Annotated in this window: 12 protein-coding genes; 6 read left to right on the forward strand and 6 right to left on the reverse strand. The window is 45.8% G+C overall.

Features of this window, described 5'->3' with window-relative positions; all coding sequences use genetic code 11:
* Positions 1–48 precede the first annotated feature (48 nt).
* Positions 49–210, reverse strand: coding sequence for a hypothetical protein (locus R7E78_RS10880; protein ID WP_318057879.1), 162 nt, complete (start codon positions 208–210; stop codon positions 49–51).
* Between the two features lie 1,086 nt (positions 211–1,296).
* Here R7E78_RS10880 and R7E78_RS10885 point away from each other — a divergent pair.
* Together R7E78_RS10885 and R7E78_RS10890 are read left to right on the forward strand one after the other, a co-directional pair.
* The gene (locus R7E78_RS10885) at positions 1,297–2,271 is read left to right on the forward strand and encodes a DUF1852 domain-containing protein (RefSeq protein ID WP_017636059.1); all 975 of its coding nucleotides are present in this window, start codon (positions 1,297–1,299) and stop codon (positions 2,269–2,271) included.
* 30 nt (positions 2,272–2,301) lie between these two features.
* Positions 2,302–3,330, forward strand: coding sequence for a methionine synthase (locus R7E78_RS10890; protein ID WP_033905704.1), 1,029 nt, complete (start codon positions 2,302–2,304; stop codon positions 3,328–3,330).
* Positions 3,331–3,763: 433 nt separating this feature from the next.
* Here the strand turns inward: R7E78_RS10890 and R7E78_RS10895 are convergent, their stop codons facing one another.
* Together R7E78_RS10895 and R7E78_RS10900 are read right to left on the reverse strand one after the other, a co-directional pair.
* Positions 3,764–4,783, reverse strand: a complete 1,020-nt coding sequence (locus R7E78_RS10895; protein ID WP_033905703.1) for a DUF2955 domain-containing protein — start codon at positions 4,781–4,783, stop codon at positions 3,764–3,766.
* Between the two features lie 9 nt (positions 4,784–4,792).
* Positions 4,793–5,857: an HlyD family secretion protein gene (locus R7E78_RS10900; RefSeq protein ID WP_017634711.1), complete on the reverse strand. Its 1,065-nt coding sequence runs from the start codon at positions 5,855–5,857 to the stop codon at positions 4,793–4,795.
* Between the two features lie 99 nt (positions 5,858–5,956).
* On the opposite strand from R7E78_RS10900, the gene R7E78_RS10905 reads away from it, so the two are divergent.
* Together R7E78_RS10905 and R7E78_RS10910 are read left to right on the forward strand one after the other, a co-directional pair.
* Positions 5,957–6,817 (forward strand): LysR family transcriptional regulator, encoded by an 861-nt coding sequence (locus R7E78_RS10905; RefSeq protein WP_017634710.1) that lies wholly within the window; start codon positions 5,957–5,959, stop codon positions 6,815–6,817.
* A 150-nt stretch (positions 6,818–6,967) separates the two neighbouring features.
* Positions 6,968–7,510 carry a hydrolase gene (locus R7E78_RS10910; protein WP_005457944.1) on the forward strand — a complete coding sequence of 181 codons (543 nt, stop codon included), beginning with the start codon at positions 6,968–6,970 and terminating at the stop codon, positions 7,508–7,510.
* A 39-nt stretch (positions 7,511–7,549) separates the two neighbouring features.
* Here the strand turns inward: R7E78_RS10910 and R7E78_RS10915 are convergent, their stop codons facing one another.
* Positions 7,550–8,446, reverse strand: coding sequence for a 1-aminocyclopropane-1-carboxylate deaminase/D-cysteine desulfhydrase (locus R7E78_RS10915; RefSeq protein WP_064376498.1), 897 nt, complete (start codon positions 8,444–8,446; stop codon positions 7,550–7,552).
* Positions 8,447–8,664: 218 nt separating this feature from the next.
* Here R7E78_RS10915 and R7E78_RS10920 point away from each other — a divergent pair, with 218 nt between their 5' ends.
* On the forward strand, positions 8,665–9,903 hold the full coding sequence (locus R7E78_RS10920) for a leucine-rich repeat-containing protein kinase family protein (protein WP_064376497.1): 1,239 nt from the start codon (positions 8,665–8,667) through the stop codon (positions 9,901–9,903).
* Positions 9,904–9,998: 95 nt separating this feature from the next.
* Here the strand turns inward: R7E78_RS10920 and R7E78_RS10925 are convergent, their stop codons facing one another.
* Positions 9,999–11,297: a sensor histidine kinase gene (locus tag R7E78_RS10925; RefSeq protein ID WP_064376496.1), complete on the reverse strand. Its 1,299-nt coding sequence runs from the start codon at positions 11,295–11,297 to the stop codon at positions 9,999–10,001.
* Positions 11,294–11,971 (reverse strand): response regulator transcription factor, encoded by a 678-nt coding sequence (locus R7E78_RS10930; protein WP_005389368.1) that lies wholly within the window; start codon positions 11,969–11,971, stop codon positions 11,294–11,296. Before R7E78_RS10930 ends, R7E78_RS10925 begins: the two co-directional genes overlap by 4 nt.
* Before the next feature lie 152 nt (positions 11,972–12,123).
* On the opposite strand from R7E78_RS10930, the gene R7E78_RS10935 reads away from it, so the two are divergent.
* On the forward strand, positions 12,124–13,164 hold the full coding sequence (locus R7E78_RS10935) for a glycosyltransferase family 2 protein (protein ID WP_017634706.1): 1,041 nt from the start codon (positions 12,124–12,126) through the stop codon (positions 13,162–13,164).
* Position 13,165: the final 1 nt, after the last annotated feature.

Here is a 13,165-nt window from a genome sequence, read left to right on the forward strand (position 1 = left end):
GGCTACGACGATTGATGGGCGTAGCCGCTCAGATCGTAGTTTCTTGATTTAGTTCCATCGAATTACGCAACAAAGCCAGCGTGCATCACCATCATCAAGCTGAAGCAATGTCGAAGTGTAAGATTTCAATGTATCTTCAGCATGTGCTGGTGCTAAAGAACCAAGTAAAGCGAGTGCGATAATACTCGCGGAAAGATGCTGTTTTTCCATTATTTTTTCCTATTAGTCAGCCCATAAAGACTTTTGTTTTAAACCATCTTGATGGGCACTTTATAATTATGGACAGGTTATAAATTCAAGCTCAATAAATGAGCGGTGAAATAGTGCATCTTGTTTTTTATTAAAAAAAGAAAAAGGATAGATTCGTGGGATTAATGTCTCATAGTTTTTAAATTCACCACTCAACTATAATAAATAAGAATTTGGTTATTAAGTCTTGTCTTTTTAAGTTATTGCTTAATTTTAATTTTCTAATGTTGTGTTGAGATTTTCTATTGATAAAAGTGAATTTTATAAATGTTAGCCATGTTATTTTTAGGGTTTTTGTTATACCAAATTAAGTAAAGTATCGTTATGTGGTTATCTCGGGTTTATGGGTTTAATTCAAATTAAAACAGTGGCTTATGTTTTTTTGTTATTATTTTTTTAGAGCTTAATGTAATAGTTTAGTGATAAAGTCCGTCAATGAAGTTGCCATGTTCGTGTATGAAGTTATATGTGCTTTTACAGCAGGAAATTAAACTTTACGTTTAAGATGGTAAAGATAGAAAAAGAAATAAATAATCATGTTTCGAGAATATAAAATGTAACGTACTTCTAATTAAACGAATGCTTGAATAAACGATGGAGTGTGAAAAGTGCTATTTAAGTTACGCTGCCCTATATTCCAGTTGGTGCCTTGTTCATACAATGCGTTTTCTCGGCTTAAACTGGTTTACGTACTGCTAATCTCTTATCCGTTTCTTAATTACACATATTGGCAATATGCTCGCCAAGTTACGTGTATTGGTGTCAATGAAAAACAGTATCTACGATAGCTCTCTCAGGGTTGGAACTGCCACTATGAATTTCCTTCATGTTCAATGTGAAACAATACCAATATTACTCAACTCGTGAAGCAAGTATAAAAAAGGACTGCTCTGGTGTTAGGCACTGCGACGGTCGTTTTTTGTACGAACCGTTCGTCGTAAGTGCTGTGCAACCTAACGATTGGGAAAACCAAAAAACAAAAAATGTCCCCATGCACAGAGTTAGGAAAAGTCTGCTTTATCTAAGGAAATAGGATACCAACTCACGATGAATAACGATTTCACATTTGCTATCAAAAGCATTCGCTTTGATGAGAATTACCAACCATCAGACAACACGCGAATCACTACCAACTTTGCTAATCTGGCTCGCGGAAACTACCGCCGAGAGAATCTGCGCAATGCGCTCCGAATGATCGATAATCGTTTTAATGCGTTGGCATATTGGGATAACGCGCAAGGTGACCGCTACTCAGTTGAACTTGAAATCATCTCTGTTGATATGGATATCCAAGGTAGTGGAGAAGCATTCCCATCGATTGAAGTGCTCAAAACTAACATTGTTGACCACAACACTAACGAGCGTATCGAAGGCATTGTGGGCAACAACTTCTCTTCATACGTGCGTGATTACGACTTTAGCGTTTTGCTGTTGGACCACAACAAAAACCAGCCACAGTTCAGTATCCCAGCGAACTTCGGTGATTTGCATGGCAAACTGTTCAAAGCTTTCGTTAATTCTGAGTCTTACAAACAGCATTTCAAAAAGCTGCCAGTGATTTGTCTGAGCGTATCGGACAACAAGGTATATCGACGCACCGAAAACCAACATCCTGTTTTGGGCTTTGAATATCAGCCGAACGAATCTTCGTTGACGGAGCAGTACTTCAAAAAGATGGGCTTACAGGTGCGCTACTTTATGCCGCCAAACAGTGTTGCACCATTGGCATTCTACTTCTTCGGTGACTTGTTGAACGATTATTCAAACCTAGAGCTTATCAGTACGATTAGCACGATGGAGACATTCCAGAAGATTTACCGACCTGAGATTTACAATGCCAACGCGGTTGCCGGTAATTGCTACCAGCCAAACTTAAAAAACCTAGACCACTCGCTAACTCAAATCGTTTACGACCGAGAAGAGCGCAGCCAACTGGCGATTGAACAAGGGAAATTTGCCGAGGAGCATTTCATCAAACCTTATCAATCTGTGCTTGAACAATGGTCTGCAAACTACGCGTAATCGACAACGAGAATCTAGAAAGGAATGACGATGAAAACACTATTACCGACTTCAACGGCTGGCAGCTTACCGAAACCTTCTTGGCTGGCCGAACCAGAAAAACTTTGGTCACCGTGGAAACTGCAAGGTGAAGAACTGATTGATGGCAAACGCGATGCGCTACGTGTCGCTTTGCAAGAACAAGAACTGGCAGGCGTTGATATCGTCAGTGATGGCGAGCAAACTCGCCAACATTTTGTGACGACCTTTATTGAGCATTTAAGCGGCGTAGATTTTGAAAACCGCAAAACGGTGACCATTCGCAACCGTTATGAAGCAAATGTTCCGACTGTGGTTGGCCCAGTAAGCCGCACAAAGCCCGTGTTTGTTGAAGATGCCAAGTTCTTGCGTCAGCAAACTAAGCAACCTATCAAGTGGGCGCTGCCAGGCCCTATGACGATGATCGACACACTTTATGATGATCATTACGGTAGCCGTGAAAAGCTGGCTTGGGAATTTGCGAAGATCCTCAACCAAGAAGCGAAAGAGCTTGAAGCGGAGGGTGTCGACATTATTCAATTCGATGAACCTGCGTTCAATGTGTTCTTCGATGATGTGAACGAATGGGGCATTGCGTGTTTAGAGCGTGCGATTGAAGGGCTGAAATGTGAAACTGCAGTGCACATCTGCTATGGCTACGGCATCAAAGCGAACACGGATTGGAAGCAAACGCTAGGCACTGAATGGCGACAATACGAAGAAATATTCCCTAAATTGCAGCAGTCAAATATCGATATTATCTCGCTTGAGTGTCATAACTCACGAGTGCCTATTGAGTTACTTGAGTTGATTCGCGGTAAGAAGGTGATGGTTGGTGCGATTGACGTCGCTACCAACGAAATTGAAACGCCAGAAGAAGTGGCGAACACACTGCGAGAGGCGTTGAAGTACGTTGATGCCGACAAGCTTTACCCATGTACCAACTGCGGTATGGCGCCTTTGTCTCGTGAAGTATCGACCGCTAAGCTCAATGCATTAAGTGCGGGTGCGGAGATCATTCGTAAAGAGTTGGTGGGTTGATATTAATACTTAGGCTCCGCACCATGAACTAAAATTAGGGTCATTCTAGCGAGTTTAAATGAGACTAGGAATCGGTTTACTGCTCGCTAGGAAATGACGATAACTTTCGCACTTCAAAGCAGTCGGTGAGTAGATCCTGAATCACGCTCGTCCCTCACTGTTCAGGATGATGGATGTTGGAAGATACATTGCTCGCCATCCCTCAGGTATTAGAGCAGCTCTAAGGTAGGGTCATTCCAGCGAGTCTAGACGAGACTAGGAATCTGATTACAGCACGCTAGGAAATAGCGATAACTTTCGCACTTCAAAGCACTCGGTGGGTAGATCCTGAACCACGCTCGTTCCTCGATGTTCAGGGTGACCGTTTTAAATAAAAATGCCGCTCACAGTAAAGTGAGCGGCATACATTTCCCGTTTCCAGCCTCGGCCAGATTTAATTCAACTCTACGTTCTTAATCTCAGGATGCTTTAGCAACATCACACGAATCCAGTGATGCACCACCCACATCACCATCGCGGTGAGCAGAACCGCAACGAAAATCGAGCTGAAACGGTACAAGATCGAAAAGAACGCGTCTTTTTGTTCTGGCACCAACGAGGTCGTCAGCGGAACCGATAGGGCAGACATGGCAGAAAACGCGATAGCCGCTTTAATTTGCCCCTTGGTGAGCCACAAGCAGAATGGCCCCATTGCAATGGTAAAGGCGAGCCAAAAGAGTAGCCCATGCCCATACCAACTGCCCAATATCAGCTGAACAGCCATCCCTGCGATGCAGCCTAGTGCGGTGCCGATGATGCGAATTTTTGCCATGGCGAGCGAGCCCGCTAAAGTCATTGGGGTTAGGATGATCAAAATGGAAGCTTGTGCGGATAGCGAGTCATATAAGTCCGCTACTTGGAATACGATAAACGCAGCCATCGCCACTACCCAACCCATAGCAACTTGGCTGATGTAGTCAATATCGCTTTTTACTGGGGTCGACATCTCAAGGTGCTCGGCGGGGGATTTTGGCTCCGGGAACAACCAATACGCGAATGCGCAAACAAAAATATTGCTGAACGCCATCACCCACATGTTGACGTTGAACTCTTCAATATCCATGAAGTTATAGCTGGCAAAATTCAACACAATTGAACCCACCAACAGCCCCATGTAACCAAACAAATAGGTTTTCTGGTTCATCATTGCAATGCACTTGAACAGCATCATAATTCCGACGGCAACGGTCATTAATGTTGGATGAAACTGCAAGTATTCCAGCAAAAATGTGGCTTGTATGGTTGTCCACACCGCAGAGAAAAACACGATCAATAAAGCCGAAATATTAAAGTTGTCCATTTTGCCCAATATAAACAGCGGCATCATGATGGCAAAAAATCCGTAAGACCAACCGAAGATCATGCTTAGCGCGAGCCCTAAAGAGCAGCCGAACCAAATTCGTAAGGTTTTCATTGTCGCCGCCTAGTAAATGAAGTGGAACCAGCTTGCGAGGTGAATCTGTGCTTGCGCCATCAACTGCCAGAAAATGCTGTTGTCTGGGTACAAAACAATGGTAGCGCGAGAGCCGACAAACAGTGCTGGTGGTAACTCTTCGCTGCTGGTTAGGTTCACTCGTGTACGCTGCGCATCACGTACCCAGCGGTTGTTCACTTCCACTTTGGTCAGTGCGCCATTAGGCGTTTGTTGTGCGGCTGCTACACCGTAATCGCGGCTAGCTAAATCAAAGTCGTACACCGAACCTGGGTTGGAATCAAATGTGACCAAGGCGTGGAAAGTCTTGTCTACGTTCGCGACGGACTTTTCACGAAAATCAGCGGCTACCCAGAGTGATCCTGTTGGTACAAACGTCAGCAATGGCATGTTGGTGTTTGCCATCGTGCCAACTTCTAGTTGCAGGTTGGTCACGACACCATCACTGGGAGCGAGTACCGCGGTATTTGCCAAATCAAGTTGCGCCTTTTCGATGCCGTTTTTGGCAATTCGAACGGCGGTGCTTTGACCTTTTTGATCGCCTAATTGCGCCTCAATGACTTTTAAGTTTTGTCGTTCCGCTTTAAGCGCTGCACGTGATACCTGATTTTGGGCAAAGGCATTATCGAGTGTCGATTGAGAGATGACTTTCTGCTTCGATAGTGTCAGTAAGCGGTTGTACTCGCGGTGTGCATTATCAAATGTCGCTCGTGCGCGGGCAATATTGGCAAGAGCGGCTTCGCGTTGAGAATACAGTGTTGCTTCTTTTTCATAGGCGGATTGCAGAGACAGCTCCGCCTGTTCAAGCGCTATCTTGTATTTACGATCATCAATCGTAAACAACACATCGCCTTTTTGAACGGACTGGTTATTCTCGATGAGAACGTCGGTCACTTTACCAGATACCTCGGGTGCGACTTGGACAACGTATCCTTGCACTCGTCCTTCGGTCGTTAAGGGGGCGTGGCGGTCAGCAATGATAATGTACAAAAATAGTACGATGAACAGGACAATCAAAGTTCGCATCCAGTGTTTGAATTTTTGGTCAGCCGTCATTACAAGTTCCGTTAAACATATTGGATAGCGGATTATAGAGAAGTCACTCACAATTCAGTAGAATGATAATACGAACATAAATGACCTAAAAATAGGACAATGAACGTTAATTTTGATGATATTTACCTATTCACTCAGACGGTGGTTCACGGCGGTATAAGTGCAGCGGCAGAGGCGAATCAACTACAACGCTCAAAAGTGAGTCGTCGTCTGCAAGAATTAGAGAAATCGCTCGGGGTACAGCTTTTGATTCGCACAACACGCAGCATTGAGTTGACGGAGCACGGGAAACGCTTGTTTGAGTTGGTGGGGCAGCCTATTGACCATATTCAGCAAGGTTTAAATGCCATGCACGAATATCAACAAGAGCTGACGGGCAAGGTGCGTTTAGCCATTCCTTCCGCATTGATGAGCTCTGCCGCGTTTAACGCGATCATCACTGAGTACACAACGCGGTATCCGGAGATTTCGGTCGAGATCGAAAACCATCAAGAGAGTGTCGATCTCAAGCGTCAATCGTTTGATTTACAGCTTCTTCCGAGCGTGGTCAAAGTCACCGATGACAGCTATGTGCAGTTCAGTCTTTTGCCTTATCGTAGTCACTTTGTTGCGTCAAAAGCCTATCTAGAATCGCATCCGCCAGTAAAAACGGTGGAAGATCTTAAGCAGCATCGCCTTTTAACTAATCGTTACAATGCCGATTTGCTCGATTCAGATCTGCATGTGGCGTTGCGTTCGGATGACCTCAACTTGCTGCGCTCGATGGCGATAGCAGGAAACGGCATCGCGTTTATTCCTCAAATTCATTCCAAGCCTGCACTGAGAGACGGTTTGTTGGTCGAGGTGCTGCCTCAATTCGCGCATCCGAAGCAGCATCTTACTCTGATTTATCCCTCGGCCTTATTTCTGCCCAATAAAGTCAAAGCCTTGATTGAACTAATTCGAGAGAAATTTAAATAGCCAGTTCAAACCACTCTTACCTAAGGGCAAATGTGTGAGCGAAGGTCATCTTTCTAGGTTTTATTGCTCTAACATGAAAGGGTTCTGATACATTAACTTTTGCTCAACTTGTTGAGTATGGTTTGTGGTCGCACAAGATAGGAGATGGAAATGTTATCGAAAGGAAACACGGGCCTGATTGTGGTGGATGTTCAGGGCAAACTCGCTACATTAATGCATGAAAGCGACGCACTGATTGAAAATATCACGAAACTGGTAAAGGGCGCCAAAGCACTAGATTTGCCTATTCTGTGGCTAGAACAGAATCCAGAAAGGTTGGGCCCAACCGCGGAGCCGATTCGTGAAGTGCTTGAAAGCACGCATTTACCTATTACCAAGTACACGTTTGATGGTTGCAAAGAGGCGACGTTTAAGGTCGCGGTGGAGAACGCGAAAGTTGATACCTGGTTGGTTTGCGGTATTGAATCCCACATTTGCGTCTATCAAACCGCGGTTTCTCTGCGCCAGTCCGGTTATCGCGTTGAATTAGTCACGGATTGTGTCTCTTCCCGAACCGCTGCCAATAAAGCGCTCGCTCTTGCGAAGTTAACCGCTAACGGTGTGGTGCTCACTGGGTTAGAAATGTGTTTGTATGAAATGGTCGAAGATTGCCGAGCACCTGAATTCAAAGAAATTCTGGCGCTCATCAAATAGTGGAATCACTGTAATCAGCAACAACTTTATTTGAACACGCTATTCAAATTCTCGTTGATATCTTGGCAACATCGACTCGTTGCCAAGTAACCCGCCTTGGTGAATATAAATCACCGTTTTATCTGTGTTCTCTTCCAACCAAGGGGTGAGGCATTGCCACATATACGGGTCGTATAACAGGTCAAATTCGAGGTCGGTTTGCTCAAAGAGTGCTTTCCATGTGATGTAATCTTCTTCGTACAAGCGACCAAAATGGTGTTTGTTGCGCACGGTTAAAATGGTTGGGTGGCTGTTTTCACCGAGCTGGTTGAACTGCTCAGTTAAGTAATCTGCATCGCCTACGCAAGGGCAAGTTAGCACTTCTATGCCGTGTGGGCTTAAATGTTTATGAAGATATAAAGCCGTCGTGCCAGTACCTGATGGCAGGGCGACCGTAAACTGCTCTTTACCTCTCAATCGCGTCCAATCAAGAATTTCTCGTGCTAACTGTTTGATGCCAGCTTCAGCGAGGTGGGAACGTCCACCCTCTGGAATCAGCAATGTCGACTCATCTACTCTTCGTACCTGGTGGATGTATTCACTAGGGTGAAGTTCGCTACCGATGTCTTGCATGGCGGTGATTTTCATACCCAAATCAAGCGCACCACGATAGTTGCCGATAGGGGAGTCTTTAAGCCAAGAAGGAATGTGTTGAACGTAGAATTCGAAGTTCCAGCCTTTGATTTGCGCCAGAGCGGCAAGCGAATACATCGCGTTGGATTGAGCAGAGCCATAACTGATGAGGGTTTTGATGTCGCTGTTCTGCGTTTTCATCAACGCCATAAACTTACGTGCTTTGTTCCCAGAAAAGTGAGAATGCAGCATGTCATCACGCTTAAGAAAAAACGTATGACCGTTGAAGTTGTGTTGAGTTATCGGGCTTTCAGAGAGTTTCATGCTGCTGACGTGTCCAACCACGCGACCTTGCCGTTAAAAAGGGCGCGTAGTGTAACGCCATTAAACCCAGATAAAAAGTCTGGGTTTCAGTACATCCATTTCGTTATTCCTGATGTTTTGCCGCTTTGTTTTCAGGGGATTCAATTCCACGGCTCGCCTTTCTGCTTTAAGCCACGTACACTACGCCGCTTATTTCAACTCAATCAGAAGGCTTGGTTTTGCAAACTCTAGAACAATTAAAAACAGGACAATTAGTAGGAACGAAACAACTGAAGTTGGCGGAAGGGCTAACTGAGTTTCCTATGGAAATATTAGAGCTTGCAGAAACGCTTGAAGTGTTAGATTTATCTGGCAACGCACTGTCAGATTTACCACCAGAACTGGAACAGCTGACCAAGCTAAAAATCATCTTTGCTTCCAACAACCTGTTCACCCATCTGCCAGAGGTGTTGGGCAAGCTGCCAAACCTTGAGATGGTTGGGTTTAAAACCAACAAGATCAAAGTAGTCAGTGAAGCCTCACTACCAACTCAGTTACGTTGGTTGATTCTGACCGACAACGAGATTGAAGTTCTGCCAAACAGCCTGGGTGAAAGACCGCGCCTAAGAAAGCTTGCTTTGGCGGGCAATCGCATCAAACAACTGCCAAACAGCATGGAAAACTTGGTCAATTTAGAATTGATTCGTTTATCTGCAAACCAGTTAGAGCATTTCCCGGATGTGTTGATGAAGCTGCCTAAATTGGCATGGTTTGCATTCGCAGGTAACCCATTCTGCAAACATCCATCTTCGCTAGACAGCGTGCCTAAAGTGACCACAAACAGTTACTCACTTAACCATGTTCTTGGCCAAGGTGCGAGTGGCGTGATTTCTCATGCTAACTGGACTGACGCTCAATACGACTTCCCGAACGAAGTTGCGGTGAAAGTGTTCAAGGGTGAAGTGACCAGTGACGGCTACCCACATGATGAACTTGAAGCATGTTTGCAAGCCGGGCATCACAACAACTTGGTGAAATCCATCGCGCAAGTGGATGACGGTAATGAGCTTGCTTTGGTTATGGAGCTGATCCCAAACTGTTACTACAACTTGGGTTTGCCACCAACGTTGGAAACTTGCACCCGAGATACATTCCCACAAGGTTTTACGTTGACGGTCGAGCAAGTCAATTCCATTGTTGAGCAGATGGTGGACGTGTTTAATCACCTGCACGACAACAAGGTGTGCCATGGCGATTTGTATGCGCACAATACTTTGGTGAATGAGCAAGGTGAGATGATCTTCGGCGATTTTGGTGCGGCGAGCATTTACGGTTACTTATCGGACGAACAGCAAGCGGCAATCCGAACCATTGAATCTAGAGCGTTGAAGTACTTTATCGAAGATATGTTTTCTGTGTGTGACGCGTCGGAATCGGCATCGCAAGCATTCAATCGACTAGCAGCACTTGCAGCATAAGATTTCATTCAATCGAAATTAGAAAGAGGTATCGAATTGCTCGTTTGATACTGAGCAAAGTAGATACCTCTCAATTGAATTAGGCGCTGGGGAAGTTACTCTGAGCAAGCCTCTTGATGCTCTGACGTAAGGTCAATTACTGCTTCACAACCACCCTCTGGATGTGTACCAATCTTAAATTGCCAGCCATAGCGTTGGCACAAATCATCCACAATCATCAAACCTAATCCGTGCCCATCAGAGTGCGGAATGGTCGAAAAGCCTTCACCTTCATCACGCACCGAGATGGTGTTCTCATCCATGTTGATATGAATTGATCCCGATGGTGTCGCGGCGATGCCGTTGCGAATCAGGTTGCCAAGAATAATGGTTAGCACGGCATTGGTCGCGCGCGTTCTTGGGTTACCGTCTATCTGTACATCAAAGTTGAGTGCTTTCTCATCCGCCTGAGCTTGGCTTTGGAAGATGATTTGGTTGAGTTCTTCTTCGGTGATGCTTCGTACTGGTGAATCATCTGCATTACGCTCGTAACGCACTAAGCCGAGTAGGGCATCTACCATGGTCGACATCTGCTGCGTTGCATCCTGGATTCGGTTCACTTGTCGGGTCTGGAAATCCGTGTTCGCACTTCTCGCCAGTAAGCTGCTTGAGCCTTTCATTACGGTTAACGGTGTACGCAGTTCATGGCTTGCGTATCGTGCAAAGGCTTGCTCACGCTTGATGACTTGGTTGATTTTGTGGCGATACTCATTCAACTCATCCGCGAGGGTTTGGAACTCTTTGGCCGAGCCCTCAGGCACACTAAAAGTTTGCGTGGCATCTCCTTGGTGATGGTCGAGTTGAGTTTTGAGCGCATTGACGGGTTCAATCAAGCGTTGTGATAAGCGCAGTAGCAGGCTACCAAACAGGAACACCAGCACGGCGACAATGGACAGCACCATAGCGACGACGAGAATGAATTCCTCTGAGGTGATCTCGATTTCATCAATCAAGGAAACCAGGATCACAGGATGTTCAACGCCTTTGTAGGTGTAAGTACTCATGTAAACCATGCGCGAGTATTCACCGTCTTCTACTTCATCAAGAAAGTGCTTTTGACCAATCAGGTATTTTTGGTAGCGCTCGGCAACCAATGAGATGTCGTTGTATGCAGTGGTGAGCAGGTCAAGCTGAATACTGCCTTGCTCTGGGTGGGACTGGAAATGTTCAATCGCTTCTTTTTTGTCGACCATAATACGACGCTCGCCCACGCGGTCTTCAGACCAAAGCAGGGAGCCGGTAATCAACAAAAAGCAGAAGATGCCAATCACGACCGACACAAAAGAGAAAAACAGAGCGAGTCGCCCTGTCATACTTTGTGTGCTTTGCGTGCTAGCAAGTAAGCGATTGATCATGCACCTGTCTCCAAGCGGAAGCCAACTTTCGGCACGGTGATAAGCACATGTTGTTCAAATGGCTTATCAAGTTGGTTGCGAAGTTGGTAAATGTGGCTGCGCAGAACGTCGTTGTTTGGCTCGTTCTCTTGCCAAAGTTGGAAGGCGATTTCTTCACGTGTCACTACATCTGGCGCGCTTTTTACAAGCATTTCCAGAATGGTGTAAGTGGTGGGGTTTAGCGCCAGCAGTTTATCTTGGCGGTAAGCTTTACGCGTTTTTTGGTCGATAGACACTTCACCGTATTCCAACTTGCTCGATGCGACAGTGCCACGGTAACGGCGGATCAGTGCCATCATGCGCGCTTCAAGAATATCCAGATCGAAAGGTTTGGTCAGATAGTCATCCGCACCGTGTTGGAAGCCTTTGAGCATATCGTCACGGCTATCGAGCGCCGTCAGCATAAGTACCGGTGTGTTGTTGCCCGCGTCGCGAAGTTTATTACACATGGTCAGGCCATCCATGCGTGGCAGCATGAGATCGAGCAAGATGATGTCGAAGGTGTTTTCCATCGCTAGTTTCAGGCCGAGTTCGCCGTTGTCTGCATAATCGAGTTCCATACCTGCACACTCAAAATAATCGAACAGCATGCCTGCAATTTCTCGATTATCTTCGACTAAAAGTACGCGTTTCATGTATTTCTCTCCAAGTGGGCAGGTGTTCGAAAATAAGACTTCGTCTTAACCGAACATTATTCACTAAGGACGTGAAAAAGATGTCAATAACATCTCTTTCACGTTGATGTTTGTAGACTGGATTCATTCATCGGATTTAGTGGAAGAGTAGCATGTCAACCTTCAACATTCACGCTGCAACCTTTTCAAAGGTGAGCCAACACACTGAGCCTAAAACAGTTTTGTCTGTTGTGGTGCCATTCTTTAACGAGCAAGAAGTCTTACCTGAATTTCATCGTCGTTTAGCCGCCGTTTTGGATGAAATGCCAGAACGCTGTGAAATCGTTTATGTGGACGACGGCAGCAAAGACGAGAGCCTAATGATCGCGCAAAACTTTTCTCAATCTTCTAGCGACGTTCGTTGTATTGCACTAAGCCGTAACTTCGGCAAAGAGTCCGCCATGAGTGCGGGTCTGGAACACTGTCAAGGTGAAGCGGTGATCGTGATTGATGCCGACTTGCAAGACCCGCCTGAGTTGATCCCGCAAATGGTATCAAAATGGCGTGAAGGGTATGACGTGGTGAACATGCAGCGCAGCGAGCGCCACGGTGAAACTTGGTTCAAACGCTTCTCGGCCGCTTGCTTTTACAAAGTGCTTAACAGCATGGCGAAATTGGATGTGCCTGAGAACGTGGGCGATTTCCGTCTACTGAGCGCAAAAGTGGTTAAACACATCAATGCGTTGCCAGAGCGTAACCGATACATGAAAGGCATCTTTTCTTGGCCGGGTTTCAAGCAAGTGACGGTTCAGTTTGAGCGTGACGCTCGTTTCTGTGGTGAAACCAAATGGAACTACCTCAAGCTGATTGGCCTTGCAATGGACGGCATCACCTCGTTTTCCATTCGTCCTTTGCGTTTAGCGACACTTGCCGGTGCATTGGTGGCGTTCAGTGCCTTTATCTATGGCGCATTCATAGTGATGAAAACTGTTGTGTTTGGTGAGCCTGTCACTGGCTACCCATCCATGATGGTCGTCCAACTTGCCTTGGGCGGTGTGCAACTGCTGTCGATTGGCCTTTTGGGCGAATACATTGGCCGCATTTTTGTCGAGACCAAGCAACGCCCTCTTTATCTTGTTCAGTCTGTTTACGAGCAGCCTGCAAAACATCAATCCATCCAAACCATGAAGTTTAAACTGGGAGAAACCGCGTAAT

The sequence above is a fragment of the Vibrio sp. YT-19(2023) genome (assembly GCF_033337395.1).